This is a genomic window from Gibbsiella greigii (assembly GCF_039540155.1).
GTDB lineage: Bacteria > Pseudomonadota > Gammaproteobacteria > Enterobacterales > Enterobacteriaceae > Gibbsiella > Gibbsiella quercinecans.
The window spans coordinates 220,857-236,085 of record NZ_BAABEM010000020.1 but is presented as its reverse complement, the minus strand read 5'-3'; the positions used below and the strand labels follow the sequence as shown (position 1 = coordinate 236,085).

Sequence of the window (15,229 nt, the reverse complement as noted above, 5' to 3'; positions counted from 1 at the left end):
TTATTAAAGCTGTTCGATATTAATCAGCATGGCGCTTTCCGGATCCAGCACCGGCAGCGCCAACCCGGCCTGCGCCAGCCACTCACCGCTGGCTTCACACGGCTGTTTCATCCAGGCCGGCAGTTGGCGCATGGTGTGGCCGCCCTGCTGCTGGTGGATCAGCGCCGGGGTATCCAGCAGGCTGATGCAGTAGCGCGCCTGTGGGTTTAGCCCCGGGATGCGCAGGTTGCCTGGCAGGGTGTACTCCGGCATCGCCAACTGGCTGACCAGGATCACCGCGCGATCGCACGTGGGGCTGATCACGCCGTTGATCAACGTGTTTTTGTCGTGATGATCGATCCGCACCACGTCGCCGCTGTGCAGCAGCGGCCGCAAGGTTTTATGCAGCGCCACGTAGCGGGCAAAGCCCCGTTGCTCTTCTTCCCCTGCTTTAACCGGATCCAGCTCAATGCCCATGTGGCCGAACAGCGCCGTCAGGCCGCGAAAGCTGATGCTGTGCTGGCGTTCGGTGGCGTGGCATTGGCGGTTGCCGATGTGCGCGCCCATCACTTCCGGCGGGAAAAAGTAGCTCATGCCGCGTTGGATGCTCTGGCGCTCCAGCGCATCGTTGTTGTCCGAGGTCCAGAAACGGTGGCTGCGTTTGAGCACTTCGTAATCGATGCGGCCGCCGCCGGATGCGCAGGATTCAAACTCCACCGCTGGGAAACGCTGTTGCAACGTATCCAGCAGCCGGTAAAACTGCGCGGTCTGCGCGGTCAGCGACGCGTGGCCCAGGTGCGCGGGCTGTACGATTTCGCGGTTCATGTCCCATTTCACATAGTCGATATCATGCGCGCTCAACAGCCACTCCAGGCGCGCCAACAGGTAATCAAACACCTGCGGGTTGCACAGATCGAGCACGTACTGGTGGCGGCCGGTGGGCTGTTGGTAACCCGCCAGCCCCAGCACCCAGTCCGGGTGGGCGCGGTACAGGTCTGAATCCGGGTTAATCATTTCCGGCTCCACCCAGATGCCGAACTCCATTCCCAGACGTTTTACGTGGCCGATCACCGGTTCCAGGCCGTCGGGGTATTTGCGTTCGTCAAGATACCAGTCCCCCAGGGCGGCGCGATCGTGATCGCGGCCGCGGAACCAGCCATCGTCAATGATAAAGCGCTCGACGCCCAGTTCGGCGGCTTGGCTGGCCATGCGCATGATGTATTCCGGCTGGTGATCGAAATAGATGCCTTCCCAGGTGTTAAGGTGCACCGGGCGCGGCTTGTTGCCGGGGAAATGCAGAATGTGCTGGCGCACATAGCGGTGGAACTGCTGGCTAAGGGCCGTCAGGCCGCGTTGCGAGCAGGCGGCGTACAACCACGGCGTGCTCAGGCTGGCATTTTCTTCCAGCACCATTTCCCCCGGTAGATACAGCGCTTCGGCCTGCACCAGGCGGCGGCCGTCGGTTTTCACCTCCGCGCGCAGGCGGTGATTGCCGCTCCAGCCAAGGTGCACGCCCCACACTTCCCCTTGCTGCTCGCTAAAGCCGTCGGTGCCGATCATCATGCCGGGGAAGTATTCGTGCGAGGTGCGGCCGCGGCGGTTTTCCTGTTGATAGCCGCCGTGGGCTAGCGGGATGCGGTGTGGTTGGAACTCGCGGATCCAGCGGCCGTGGAACGCCATTACTTCGCCGGCGCGCTCCGGCAGCGGCAAGGTTAGTGCCAGGCGGTTCAGCCAGTAACGTTCCGGCTTGGTGTTGGTCAGGGTATGGCGCATTTGCAGTACGCTGCTGGCGGTATCCAGTACCAGTTCGCTATGCAGTTGCAGCCCGGCCTGGCGATCTTCAGCCACAATCTCCAGTTGTTGCCCGGTATGGATCACATCGCAGGTGGTAAATACCGGCGACCAATCCAGGCCGTCCCGATGGCCTTCAACGCCGGGCGCGCCAAACAGGCCACGGCCGGCTTCGGCCACCAGCGTCAACGGGGTGTCAACGTCCAGGCGGCCATTTGGCACCGGGCGCCCTAGAGTCAGCACCTCCTGGGCTGTAAAATCGCTCAGATGCGGCCCCCAGTAGAGGATTTCTGCAAACGGGGAACAGCGCACGATAACGTCGGTAGCGGCGCTGGTGAGCCGCACAACGGTAGCTTCCATGATCGGGTTCCTTAATAAGCCATGTTTGTGCTCCGATCAATAATCCGAAACGTTTTGGGTTAAAGCCGAAACGTTTCGGATCTGTGATCTGACTGAGCAAAAAAGAGGCTTATGGAAGGCTAGTCTGCGAGCGGCAGATCGTCCGGGCTGGGTTTCAGTACCGGTTGCCACAGCACCTGTAGCTGATTGAGCGGCTGGCGTTGGATCAGGCCCAGCGTCATTTCGGCGATCTGTTTGCCCACCTGTTCGCGGGTGGCTTGCACAATCGCGCTGACGGGCAGATCAAGCAGGCTGTCCGGCGGCAGTCCGTCGTAGACCACCAGCGGAACCCCACCCGGCCCCAGGCGCCCGGCGTCGCGCAGCGCCATTGCCGCGCCTTCGCCGTGGCCGTTGCAATCGGTGATGATCGCCGTCGGCGGCGTGGCCTGTGCCAGCAGCTGTTGGGTGGCAAGATAGCCGGCGCGCCGGCTGGGGGTAATGCGGCACAGGTATTCTTCATGCAGCGGCAGGTGGTTGGCCGCCAGCCCGTCCAGATAGCCCTGGCGGCGCTGGCTGATAAAGGATTGGTGATTATTTTCCCCGAGGTAGGCAATGCGGCGGTGGCCAAGGTGCGCCAGGTAGTCCACCGCCATTTTGCAGCCTGCGTGGTTGTCAAAGTCAAACCACGCGTAGTCGCCTTCCAGCTGGCTGCGGCCGAGCGCCAGAAACGGGAAGTTCAGGCGCTGCAGCTGGTGCAGGCGCGGATCGTCATTCAGCGTGTGCGCCACGATCAGCGCATCCACCCGCTTACTTTCGATCAGGCGCGTAAAGGACAAGTGTGGCGCTTCATCGGCAACCAGCAGCAGATCGATCTCGTGTTGCACCAGTTCATTGCTGATGCAGCCGACCATTTCCATAAAGGTGGCGTTGCCGAACGGATGGGAATTGAAGGGGAAAACCAGGCCAACGGCGTCGATCTTGCCCATTTTCAGACGGCGCGCCAGCGTATTCGGGCGGTATCCCATCTGGTTTGCCATTGCTTCCACCCGCTGACGCGTTTTTTGCGCCACATCATCGTAGCCGTTCAGCGCGCGGCTGACGGTGGTTATGGACAGGCCAAGTTCCTTGGCGATCGCTTTCAGGGACATAACATTCTCTGCTGAAAAATGGCGGAAAGGGCAAGGCGAGAGTACCACAGGGCGCGGTGTTGGCGGGAGTAGCAGGGCCAGGAAATACGCCCTGGCCCAGGGCCGGTTAGCCTTGCTGGCCGGGGGCGGCGGCAAACCAATGCATGATCAGGGTAAAGGCGTGGGTTTCTGCATTGTAGATACGCGCGGCCTGTTGGAACCCCTGCTTGCGATAAAAGGCGCAGGCGCGATGATTTTCTTCGTAAACTTCCAGGCTCAGCCAGCGATAGCGGCACTGGACAAATTGCATCAGCGCCTGGCCCACCTGGCGGCCGTAAAAGGCCTGTTCTACGAACAACCCACCGACAAAGCGCTCTTCCAGGATGCTGATAAAGCCGACGATGCTGCCCGCGTGCAAATAAACCCAGGTTTTCGCCTGCGGCAAATAGCGTTCCCGCACCAGCCAGGTGCTCTGCCGCCAATAGCTTTCCGGCACGAACGGATGGGCCGCTATGGTGCTGATCAGCCACAGTTGTATCAGCCGTTCTGTATCTTCCCGGCAAGCGGCACGGATCAGGCCCGGCATGATGCTGGATGGCAGATGCAGTGGGTGAGATGATCGTTCACCAGCCCGCAGGCCTGCATAAAGGCATAGCAGGTGGTGGAGCCGATAAACTTGAAGCCGCGTTTTTTCAGCGCCTTGGACATAGCGTCGGACTGCGGCGTTTTTGCCGGCACCTGGGCCAGCGTTTCCCAGTGGTTCAGTAGGGGTTTACCATCGACAAATTGCCAGATGAACGCCACAAAGTCTTCGCCGGCGGCCTCCATCGCCAGATAGGCCCTGGCATTGTTGATGATGGCTTGAATTTTGCCGCGGTGGCGGATAATGCCGCTATTTTGCAGCAGGGTTTCTATGTCTTGCTCGGTCATGGCGGCAATGTGTTGCGGCTCGAACTGGTGGAAGGCCCGGCGATAGTTTTCCCGTTTTTTCAGCACGGTGATCCAGGAAAGCCCAGCCTGTTGGCCCTCAAGGCATAGCATTTCAAACAGCGCTTGGCCGCTAAGCGTGGGTTGGCCCCATTCATTGTCGTGATAATCAATATACAACGGATCGGCTGTTACCCAGCCACAGCGTTTATCTGTCATGCTGAATGCCCTTTCACTGTGTTTATTTACAGGGAATCATCGCCTGAAGCGGCCGCTTTGGCAAGTGTCTGTGGGGTAAGATCATTGCTCAAGATTGCCCTGCTGCAGTTAATGGCAGCAGAGGTAACCAATAGGGTTAGAGCTGAATTTTTTGCAGAAAGGGCGTAGCAGTCATATAAGAAAGTACAGTGTCTGACTGTACTTTAGTACAACTATCATTTGCTGATAAAAACTCTTATCGTTATCAACAAGAGACTGAGTGTTCAAAAAAATACAAAAAAAAACTGATCCTGGTAACAGGATCAGCTAGCCATTTGGCCAACACCAGGGAAAATAGTTTAATTATTATCGTATCACCATAGATTATTTGTCAATTTCTTTCTCTTGCGTCAGTAATGTCGCCGGGGAAGTTATTGTTCTTTTTATGAAACTCAGATATTTCTTTGTTCTATGCAATTTAGAGTTTTCCTATACTGTTAGTGCTATTTTCTTGGCCTATCGTTTTCTCTTCATAGAATGTTCATTGTTAATAATTTCAATTTAATTGATAAAAATCAACGTGCTGCCACACATATTTGTGTCGCTAGACATTATTATTGAACATTTCTTTATATATCTTTCACCTAGATTTCATCTTTGTATTTTTACAGACTGAAAATTTGTTTCATTGTGATAATATATCAAAGCTAATGTAATCATAAGTTAGTATATCCGTGCTTATTAGCAATGAAGGTTGTTTAGTCGTGTTTTACTGGATGGTTTGATTAAAGACTTTTTAATTATGCTAAATTATAATTGTATGTTATAGTTTAGCATAATTAATGTGTTTTTTAAGGAGATGGTTACGTGTCTACATCATTTTTTGATAATGAGTTTATCAACACCTCCATAAAAAATCATTTGGAAAGGAAGTTAAGCGAATATAATAATATTAAATATGCTTATGCAATAATGAATAAACGAAACCCGGCTAATTTTGAAATAATATCTAACCGGACAGAGTGGTTCGAGTTTTACAAAAAGAATAATTATCAATTTATCGATCCAGTACTGATTATGGCATCGCACCGTATCACCCCTTTCTCTTGGGATGAAAATATAATGATTAGTTCAGGATTAAAACTCCCCAAGATTTTTGATATGGCGAAAAATTACAATATCATAAATGGATATACATTTGTGCTTCACGATCACTATCATAATCTTGTTGTCTTATCTCTTATCCTTGATGAGAATTGCGGGGATGATATCGAGGGTAAAATAGAACAAGATAAAGACAAAATTCAAATGTTATTGATTACTACGCATGAGAAGCTCACAGAGCATTATCAGGAGCTGAATAGTCCTGATGATTTTGAGAAAATGAACAAAAAGGAGATATTCTCAAAGCGTGAGAATGAAATTATTTACTGGGCGAGTATGGGTAAATCCTATCCGGAAATTGCGCTTATCTTGGGGATTAAGCTCACCACAGTAAAATATCATATTGGCAATGCCGTTAAAAAGCTAGGCGTTACCAATGCTAAACATGCCATAAGGCTTGGGATCGAGCTGCAGCTCATCAGACCGATTCTCCCGGATGCTGAGTGATAGTGGCCACGCATCTAGGCCGTTTTTATTTGAGAGTAGTTCGTGCTTTTGGATGCGGTTAATGAGTGTTTGCTGGTTTTTATTATCTACGGGCATATAAATCAGGTAAATTTTCTGGTTCTTTTCTGACATCCCCTGTTCAACGATAGAAATTTTCCAACCGGAGCGCTGGAATATGATTAGCATTGGATGACTGATAATCGCATAAATCCCCTCATAATTTTTATCGCGGGCATAGTTGATCATTGATAAGAAAAGGATTGAACTAATTGGGTGTTGATGAAGCTGAAGGGAACGCACACGTTGTTTATCAATAAATAATCTGCTGGCTTCAAGGTAGTTACCTTCTGGAATATTGATTTTATTAAAATAATGCTTAAAGGTGCCTGTGATCATATTATTATATCTTGTTTCAATAAACCGCATGCTGCAAATAATCAGATTGTCACAGACGCCGAAGAGATACGTAGTATGTGAGTTGTCATACTCGTCGAATTCCATATTATTTTTGCAGTTTACAATCCAGTCGAGACGATCTTTAAATGTTTTTTTTCTAAGAGAGAATAACTCTGCAGATCTATTTTCAGAAAGTAGATCATAATTCACATTGAAAATCTCTATCATTCTATTTTTTTCCTAATAAAATCAACCATGCTTTTTTATTTGCAATTCTTTATAGCTAAGAATACCAAATTATAGCTAATAAGTAAATTTAGGCTATTTCAATAGTAGCTTGTCAAATATTAAAATGGAGGGGATTTATCTTTTTTATAACGTATTATTCTGTGAAATAAATGTGCAAAAAATACTCATGCAGCACCCGGAATAAAGTAGCGTTGTAGATGCGTTGGCTTTGCTCTTTGGCCTATCGTTGCGCTTGTCTTGATGAACTGCTGAGCACTTTGCTTGCTTTCACCCTGAGTGTGTTGGCGAGAGATGGGGCTGCCGGCAGCCTTGGCACTGGCGATTTTCCCGGCTTTTCGGCGGCCAAAACCGCTTTTTGTTTGATGATTCGCACTTGATGCTGGATTGTGGCTGTATATCTTACGGTCAACGGGTATACTTGCGCATTCAATCTAAAACCACTTGTACCGCGTGCGAATTCAACATGCAAAAGTTTGATACCAAGACCTTTCAGGGCCTGATCCTGACACTGCAGGACTATTGGGCGCGCCAGGGCTGTACCATTGTTCAACCATTGGACATGGAAGTCGGCGCGGGTACCTCCCACCCTATGACGTGCCTGCGCGCGCTTGGCCCAGAGCCGATCGCCGCTGCCTATGTGCAACCGTCACGCCGCCCGACCGACGGCCGCTACGGCGAAAACCCTAACCGCTTGCAGCACTACTACCAGTTCCAGGTGATCATCAAGCCATCGCCGGAAAATATTCAGGAACTGTATCTGGGCTCGCTGAAAGAGCTGGGGCTGGATCCCACCATCCATGACATCCGCTTCGTTGAAGACAACTGGGAAAACCCGACGCTCGGCGCCTGGGGCCTGGGTTGGGAAGTGTGGCTGAACGGCATGGAAGTGACGCAGTTCACCTACTTCCAGCAGGTGGGCGGCCTGGAGTGCAAACCGGTTACCGGCGAAATCACCTACGGCCTGGAGCGCCTGGCGATGTACATCCAGGGCGTGGACAGCGTTTACGATCTGGTGTGGAGCAACGGCCCGCTGGGCGTTACCACCTACGGCGATGTGTTCCACCAGAACGAAGTGGAGCAGTCCACCTATAACTTCGAATACGCCGACGTCGATTTCCTGTTCACCTGCTTCGAGCAGTATGAAAAAGAAGCGCAAAAGCTGCTGGCGCTGGAAAAACCGCTGCCGCTGCCGGCTTACGAACGTATCCTGAAGGCTGCCCATACCTTCAACCTGCTGGATGCACGCAAGGCGATCTCGGTTACCGAGCGCCAGCGTTATATTCTGCGTATCCGCACGCTGACCAAAGCCGTTGCCGAGGCCTACTACGCTTCCCGCGAAGCGCTGGGCTTCCCGATGTGTAAAAAGAATTAAGAGGCAGCCATGACACAACAGACTTTCCTGGTGGAAATCGGCACGGAAGAGCTGCCGCCGAAGGCTCTTCGTTCACTGGCAGAAGCTTTTGCCGCTAATTTTACCGCCGAACTGGACAACGCCAGCCTTGAACACGGTGCCGTCATCTGGTTTGCCGCGCCGCGCCGTCTGGCGCTGAAAGTGGCCAACCTGAGCGCCGCCCAGGCCGATCGCACCGTTGAAAAACGCGGCCCGGCGATTGCCCAAGCGTTCGACGCCGAAGGCCGCCCAAGCAAAGCGGCCGAAGGCTGGGCGCGCGGCTGCGGCATCAGCGTCGATCAGGCGGAACGCCTGAAAACCGACAAAGGCGAATGGCTGCTGTACCGCGCTCACGTGAAGGGGCTGTCGGCGCAGGAACTGCTGGTCGATATGGTCAGCAATGCGCTGAGCAAGCTGCCGATTCCAAAATTGATGCGCTGGGCCGATAAAGAAACCCAGTTTGTGCGGCCGGTGCATACCGTTACCCTGCTATTGGGCGAGCAGGTGATCCCGGGCACCATCCTGGGCATCGAATCCGGGCGTACCCTGCGCGGCCATCGCTTCATGGGCGAAGCGGAGTTCACCATCGACAACGCCGACCAATATCCGCAGATCCTGCTGGAGCGCGGCAAAGTGGTGGCGGATTATGCAGCGCGTAAAGCTATCATCAAGCGCGATGCCGAACTGGCGGCGCAAAAGATTGGCGGCAAGGCCGATCTGAGCGACAGCCTGCTGGAAGAAGTGGCGTCGCTGGTGGAATGGCCGGTGGTGCTGACGGCCAAATTCGAAGAGAAATTCCTGGCGGTGCCGGCGGAAGCGCTGGTCTACACCATGAAGGGTGACCAGAAGTACTTCCCGGTGTATGACGCCGCGGGCAAACTGCTGCCGAACTTCATTTTTGTCGCCAACATCGAATCCAAAGATCCGCAGCAAATCATCGCCGGTAACGAAAAAGTGGTGCGCCCGCGCCTGGCGGACGCCGAGTTCTTCTTCAATACCGACCGCAAGCAACGCCTGGAAGACAACCTGCCGCGTCTGGAAACCGTGCTGTTCCAACAGCAGTTGGGTTCGCTGCGCGACAAGACTGACCGCATTCAGGCGCTGTCGGGCTGGGTTGCCGGCCAGATTGGCGCCGACGTCAACCACGCTACCCGCGCCGGGTTGCTGTCGAAGTGCGATCTGATGACCAACATGGTGTTCGAATTCACCGATACCCAGGGCGTGATGGGCATGCACTACGCGCGCCATGACGGTGAGGCCGAAGATGTGGCGGTGGCGCTGAATGAACAGTATCAGCCGCGCTTCTCCGGCGACGATCTGCCGCATTCCCTGGTGGCGTGCTCACTGGCGATCGCCGACAAGATGGACACCCTGGCCGGTATTTTCGGCATCGGGCAACATCCGAAAGGCGATAAAGACCCGTTCGCCCTGCGCCGTGCCGCGCTCGGTGTGCTGCGCATCATCGTTGAGAAAAACCTGCCGTTGGATCTGCAAACCCTGGCGGAAGAGGCGGTGCGCCTGTATGGCGATAAGCTGACCAACGCCAATGTGGTCGACGACGTGGTGGAATTCATGCTGGGCCGCTTCCGTGCATGGTATCAGGAAGAAGGCCACGCGGTGGACACCATCCAGGCCGTGCTGGCACGCCGGCCGACCAAACCGGCGGATTTCGACGCGCGGGTGAAAGCGGTGAGCCATTTCCGCACCCTGGATGCGGCGGCGGCGCTGGCGGCAGCCAACAAGCGCGTTTCCAACATCCTGGCCAAGTCTTCTGATACGCTGAATGACGAAGTCCAGGCGTCGGTGCTGAAAGATCCGGCCGAGCTGCAACTGGCCACCCACGTGGTGGTGCTGCGCGATAAGCTGCAGCCGCTGTTTGCCGCCGGCCGTTATCAGGAAGCGCTGGTGGAACTGGCCGCGCTGCGCGAGCCGGTCGATGCGTTCTTTGATAGCGTGATGGTGATGGCGGAAGATAACGACGTGCGCGTCAACCGCCTGACGCTGCTGAGCAAGCTGCGCGAGCTGTTCCTGCAGGTGGCGGATATCTCCGTGCTGCAGTAAGCGTTGCCGCAGTCAAACAGGAATGCCAGCCGGTTATGCCGGCTGGCATTTTTTATGTTACGCCGCGCTGATTTCGAGCAGCATCAACAACTGCCCGGCCTGGACCTGGCTGCCCGCCGGGCGGTTGAGTGCCCGCACCACCCCGGCCACCGGGGCGGCGATCGGTATCTCCATTTTCATGGATTCCAAAATGCCCAGCGTTTGCCCTTCCCGCACCGTTTCACCGGGCGTGACCAACCACTGCCACACGCTGCCCGCCACCAGGCTTTCCACCCCATGGCAGTTCTCCGGGATGGTTTCCAGCTCTAGCGGCTGCTCCTGCTGCTGGCTGCTGTCAAAGGTAAACTGGCCGTCGGCGCGCCAGCGCGCCAGTTCGGCATCAAACGCCAGCTGGCGCCGCTGCGCAAAGGCCGTAATCTCCGCCTGCTGCTGCGCAAGGAACGCCTGATACTGCGACAGGCTGAAGCTGCCTTCCTCCACCCGCAGCGGGTAATCGCCGTACGGGAAGCGTTCGCGGATATCGAGCAGTTCCTCGGCGCTCACCGGGTAAAAACGTAACTGATCGAAGAAACGCAGCAGCCACGGCTGGTTGAATTCCGGGGTTTGACGATCGCGGTTCCACATTTGCAACGTGCGGCCGACGAACTGGTAGCCGCCTGGCCCTTCCATGCCGTACACGCACAGATAGGCGCCGCCGATCCCGACGGAGTTTTCCGCCGTCCAGGTGCGCGCCGGGTTGTATTTGGTGGTTACCAGCCGGTGGCGCGGATCGAGCGGGGTGGCGACCGGGGCGCCCAGGTAGACATCCCCCAGCCCCATCACCAGATAACGGGCGTTGAACACGATCTCTTTGACCTGCTCCACTGAATCCAGACCGTTGATGCGGCGGATAAACTCAATGTTGCTCGGGCACCAGGGCGCGCCGGGGCGCACCGACTGGGTATATTTGGCGATGGCTTCATGGCAGGCGGCGTCATCCCAACTGAGCGGCAGCCACACGGTGCGCGAAGGCACCTGCGTGCCCTGCAGATCGCCCAGCTGTTGTTCCGCCGATTGCAGGTGCGCCAGCAAGCGCTCGCGCGGGCAGCGCAGCGCGTCGAAATGGATCTGCAGAGAGCGGATACCCGGCGTCAGTTCCAGCATGCCCGGCAGCGGGTGCTGTTCCAGCCACTGCATCAGCGCATGCACCCGGAAGCGCAACGCAATATCCAGCACCTGTTCGCCATACTCCAGCAGCAGGAAACGATCGCCGGCGCGGCGGCAGGTCACCGCCGGCAAGCCGCCGTGCGCGGCGCGGTGGAATAGAATCGGGTTGCCCGGCGCGGCCGGCGGTATGTGCACTGGCGCGGCCTGCAGCGCAGCGATTTCCTCTTCCGCACGTTGGGCGAGGCGGTCGGCATCTTCCAGCGTCACGGGGATAAAGCGCAAGGTATCGCCGGCTTTCAGCTGGCCGAGCTTCCACAAATCGGCGTGGATCACCGTTGCCGGGCAAACAAAGCCGCCGAGCGACGGGCCATCCGGCCCCAGGATCACCGGCATATCGCCGGTGAAGTCGATGGTGCCGAAGGCGTAGGCGTTGTCGTGGATGTTGGACGGGTGCATGCCCGCTTCGCCGCCGTCGCTGCGCGCCCACTGTGGTTTCGGGCCGATCAAGCGCACGCCGGTGCGGCTGGAGTTGTAATGTACCTGCCACTCGGCGGCGAAAAAGGCGCTGATGTCGCTGTCGGTGAAGAATTCCGGCGCGCCGTGCGGCCCGTAGATCACACGCAGTTGCCAGGTATTCCGCCACGGTGGCGCCATCTCGGCCGGCAGCGCCTGTGCGCTGCGGTGCGCCGGGGCCGCAAGGTGCAGCACATCGCCGCTGCGCAGTGCGCGCCCGGCATGGCCGCCGAAACGGCCCAGGGTGAAGGTGCTGCGGCTACCCAGATAGGCCGGGCAATCTACGCCGCCGGCCAGCAGCAGGTAGCTGCGGCAACCGGCGCCGCTCACCTTGCCCAGCGCCAGCGTTTGGCCGGCTTTGGCGTTCACCACTTGCCACAGTGGCACGGGCTGGCCGTCGAGAGTGGCGTCAATCTGCGCGCCGGTAATCGCCAATGCGCAATCGCAATTAATGCGCAGCGTCGGCCCGCGTAGGGTGATCTCCAGCCCAGCCGCCTGCGGATCGTTGCCCAACAGGCGGTTGCCGATCCTGAACGAGCGGCCGTCGAATGGCCCGGAAGGCGGCACGCCGATATGCCAGTAACCGATGCGCCCGGGCGCGTCCTGAACGCTGGTCAGGGTGCCGGGGCTGAGCACGTCCAGCGTCGTCGGCCGGTATGTCACCGTGCCAAGGGTGGCGGTAATGAGAGTGCCGTTGCGCACCGCGGGCAGCGTCAACAGGTGGCGCAGGTAGCCGAGGTTGGTTTCCACGCCGTACAGCGTGGTCTGGGCGAGGGTAGTTTGCAGCGCCGCCAGCGCGCTGGGGCGATCGGCCGCGTGAACGATAACCTTAGCCAGCATCGGATCGTACAGCGCGGGCACTTCGCTGCCGCTGTCGACCCAAGTGTCGATCCGCAACCGGGCGCCGGGCGCTTGCTGCGGGAACGCCACCTGGCTCAACAGCCCGGCGCACGGCTGGAACTGCTTGGCGGCATCTTCGGCATACAGCCGCACCTGCACCGCATGGCCTTGCGCCGGCGGCACATTAAGGGCCGGCAGGCAACCGGCGCCCAACTCCACCATCCAGCGCACAATGTCCACGCCATACACCATTTCGGTGACGCCGTGTTCCACCTGCAGCCGGGTGTTGACCTCCAGAAAGTAGAAGCGATCCTGGGCGGCATCGTAAACGAACTCCACCGTGCCGGCGCTGCGGTAGTTGACCGCCTGGCACAGCCGCACCGCGGTTTGGTGCAGCGCGCTGCGTACCTCATCACTGAGGTGCGGCGCTGGGGTTTCTTCGATCACTTTTTGGTTGCGGCGCTGCGCTGAGCAGTCGCGTTCGCCCAGGGCGATCACCAGGCCCGCGCCGTCGCCGAAAATTTGTACTTCGATGTGCCGGGCCTGAGCCACAAATTTTTCCACAAACACGCCGTCGTTGGCGAAGTTATTGCCTGCCAACCGTTTGACGTGGGTAAACGCTTTGGCCAGCGCTTGGGCATCGTCGCAGCGCTGCATGCCGATACCACCGCCGCCGGCGGTGCTTTTCAGCATCACCGGGTAGCCCATTGCCGCTGCGGCGCTCAACGCCTGCTGCTCGCTGGTCAGCAGATCGCTGCCCGGCAGCAGCGGCACTTGGTTTTGCTGCGCCAACGCCCGCGCCCGGTGTTTAAGGCCGAACGCCGCCATCTGTTCCACCGTGGGGCCGAGAAACACGATCTGTGCCTGTTCGCAGCGGGTGACGAAGCTGGCGTTTTCACTGAGAAAACCGTAGCCGGGATGGATGGCCTGTGCGCCGGCGCGCTGTGCGATGGCGATCAGTTTGTCCTGATTGAGATAGGTTTCGCGCACGCTGCCTTCGCCCAGGCTGAAAGCGCAATCGGCATGACGGACGTGCAGCGAATGGCGATCGGCTTCGGCGTAGACCGCAATGGCTTTGATGCCGAGCTGTTTCAGTGTGCGGATGATGCGCACGGCGATTGCGCCCCGGTTGGCGATCAATACGCAGTTGAACATGGTGCGTTCTCTTTCAAAGGCAGGCCGTCCTGCGTTTTGTTATGCGATGGCGGGTCGTCCCGTCATCATTCTCACCTTCGGTTTCTATCCCCCTCACCCTTGCTCTCTCCCTCAGGGAGAGGGGACCGAACGGTGCCGTCTGCGTAGGTTCTGCATTGCGGGCGGACGTGGTGTTACCAGACCTCGACTTCAATCGGCGTCGGGTTGTAAGCGTTGCATGGGTTGTTCAACTGCGGGCAGTTGGAGATCAACACCAGTACGTTCATTTTCGCTACCAGTTCGACGTATTTCCCCGGTGCGGAAACTCCGTCGGCGAAGGTCAGGCCACCTTCCGCGGTGACCGGCACGTTCATAAAGAAATTGATGTTATGGGTGATGTCGCGCTTGGTCAGGCCGTATTCCGGGTGTTCGGCGATCGCCAGCATCCAGCTGTCGCGGCAGGCGTGCATGTGGCGTTTTTCCAGATCGTAGCGCACGGTGTTGCTTTCGGTGGAGCAGGCGCCGCCCAGAGTGTCGTGGCGGCCGCAGGTGTCGCCGACGATCTCCAGCATCGGGCGATCGTCATTGGAGCGCAGCACGGTGCCCAGACCCAGGTACAGGTTTTGCTGGCCGCGCAGGGTATCCATGGCGCTGTAGCGCTCGGCGGTGTCATCGGCGTTGAAGAACAGCGTATCCGCCGCTTGGTTGCCTTCCAGATCGGTGATGCGCAGCGTTTGCCCGGCGTTGACGCGGTACAGCCAGTAATCGCCGGCGCCGATGGTTTTGCGGTAAACGGAAGGGGTTGCGGTGTTCATCATCAGGCTCCTGCGTAGTAAAGGTGGTTGTTGGCCAGGCCGCGGCGGTTTTCCTCGATGGTCAGGCAGTGTTCCGGCAGCGGCGCGCTGCCGGCCAGCAGGGCGATGCCGACCGCGCCGCGCGGGTATTGGGCGGCGGTGGACAGCGGGTGCGGGCAGGTGTGCAGCAGCACCAGCGCGTCCATCGCAAAGCGCAGCGTGACGCTGGCGCCGGGGTGCGGCGTTGCCGCCAGACGCAGGTTGCCGTCGGCGTCGGCCTCCACGCGGGAGAACAGATTGAGGCTGGCGGCCATATCGCGTTTGCCCAGGCCGTATTTCGCCAGTTCGGTCAGCAGGCTGTCATAGCCGTTCTGGTGGCGTTCGTTCCGCGCCTGCTGGTAATCCAGAGTGCCGAACTGTTTGGCTACCTGCGCGGCGTTGCTGGTGCCGCAAACGGTGTCGTGCCAGCCGGCGTCATCCTGTTCAATGCCGCAAAAGATGCGGCCCATATCGGAATACAGGCAGTGCCCGGCGGTCAGGCGGAACGTGTGCTGGCACTTCAGCGTATCGGCGGCGTTGTAGCGTTCCAGCAGGTTCTCCGGGTTGTAGAACAACATGCCGACGTTGGTGCCGCCGGCGATATCGGTGATCCGCAGCGCCATGCCGCGGCGCACTCGCAGCGACCAGTGGGCGCCGGCGGGCAATTGGGTTTGGTACAGGCTGTCTGTCATCAT

Annotated in this window: 11 protein-coding genes; 3 read left to right on the top strand and 8 right to left on the bottom strand. The window is 57.5% G+C overall.

The genetic code is table 11. The features are described 5' to 3' along the window. Positions 1–3: 3 nt before the first annotated feature. The 4 genes from AC559G_RS14065 to AC559G_RS14050 all read right to left on the bottom strand — a co-directional run bounded on the left by AC559G_RS14065 (position 4) and on the right by AC559G_RS14050 (position 4,382). The gene (locus AC559G_RS14065) at positions 4–2,130 is read right to left on the bottom strand and encodes an alpha-galactosidase (RefSeq protein WP_498912926.1); all 2,127 of its coding nucleotides are present in this window, start codon (positions 2,128–2,130) and stop codon (positions 4–6) included. A 119-nt stretch (positions 2,131–2,249) separates the two neighbouring features. Beyond that, positions 2,250–3,257 carry a LacI family DNA-binding transcriptional regulator gene (locus tag AC559G_RS14060; RefSeq protein WP_498912925.1) on the bottom strand — a complete coding sequence of 336 codons (1,008 nt, stop codon included), beginning with the start codon at positions 3,255–3,257 and terminating at the stop codon, positions 2,250–2,252. A 106-nt stretch (positions 3,258–3,363) separates the two neighbouring features. Then, positions 3,364–3,822 carry an N-acetyltransferase gene (locus AC559G_RS14055; RefSeq protein ID WP_095846465.1) on the bottom strand — a complete coding sequence of 153 codons (459 nt, stop codon included), beginning with the start codon at positions 3,820–3,822 and terminating at the stop codon, positions 3,364–3,366. Then, positions 3,810–4,382, bottom strand: coding sequence for a DNA-3-methyladenine glycosylase I (locus AC559G_RS14050; RefSeq protein ID WP_498912924.1), 573 nt, complete (start codon positions 4,380–4,382; stop codon positions 3,810–3,812). The genes AC559G_RS14055 and AC559G_RS14050 overlap by 13 nt, the downstream gene beginning before the upstream one ends. An 846-nt stretch (positions 4,383–5,228) precedes the next feature. Here AC559G_RS14050 and AC559G_RS14045 point away from each other — a divergent pair. After that, a complete protein-coding gene (locus AC559G_RS14045) occupies positions 5,229–5,972 on the top strand; it encodes a helix-turn-helix transcriptional regulator (RefSeq protein WP_462614835.1) in 744 nt (247 codons plus the stop codon). Here the strand turns inward: AC559G_RS14045 and AC559G_RS14040 are convergent. Then, positions 5,889–6,596 carry an acyl-homoserine-lactone synthase gene (locus AC559G_RS14040; RefSeq protein WP_416261329.1) on the bottom strand — a complete coding sequence of 236 codons (708 nt, stop codon included), beginning with the start codon at positions 6,594–6,596 and terminating at the stop codon, positions 5,889–5,891. The genes AC559G_RS14045 and AC559G_RS14040 overlap by 84 nt on opposite strands. Positions 6,597–7,080: 484 nt before the next feature. On the opposite strand from AC559G_RS14040, the gene glyQ reads away from it, so the two are divergent. Together glyQ and glyS are read left to right on the top strand one after the other, a co-directional pair. Then, a complete protein-coding gene (glyQ, locus tag AC559G_RS14035) occupies positions 7,081–7,989 on the top strand; it encodes a glycine--tRNA ligase subunit alpha (RefSeq protein WP_279028678.1) in 909 nt (302 codons plus the stop codon). A 9-nt stretch (positions 7,990–7,998) separates the two neighbouring features. Then, positions 7,999–10,068 (top strand): glycine--tRNA ligase subunit beta, encoded by a 2,070-nt coding sequence (gene glyS, locus AC559G_RS14030; protein WP_498912923.1) that lies wholly within the window; start codon positions 7,999–8,001, stop codon positions 10,066–10,068. Positions 10,069–10,125: 57 nt separating this feature from the next. Here glyS and uca read toward each other — a convergent pair whose 3' ends face one another. From uca to AC559G_RS14015, 3 genes are all read right to left on the bottom strand, one after another. Next, positions 10,126–13,722, bottom strand: a complete 3,597-nt coding sequence (uca, locus tag AC559G_RS14025; protein WP_498912922.1) for an acetyl-CoA carboxylase biotin carboxylase subunit family protein — start codon at positions 13,720–13,722, stop codon at positions 10,126–10,128. A gap of 173 nt (positions 13,723–13,895) precedes the next feature. Next, positions 13,896–14,519: an urea amidolyase associated protein UAAP2 gene (locus AC559G_RS14020; RefSeq protein WP_498912921.1), complete on the bottom strand. Its 624-nt coding sequence runs from the start codon at positions 14,517–14,519 to the stop codon at positions 13,896–13,898. Continuing rightward, positions 14,519–15,226: an urea amidolyase associated protein UAAP1 gene (locus AC559G_RS14015; RefSeq protein ID WP_498912972.1), complete on the bottom strand. Its 708-nt coding sequence runs from the start codon at positions 15,224–15,226 to the stop codon at positions 14,519–14,521. Before AC559G_RS14015 ends, AC559G_RS14020 begins: the two co-directional genes overlap by 1 nt. Between the last annotated feature and the right edge of the window lie 3 nt (positions 15,227–15,229).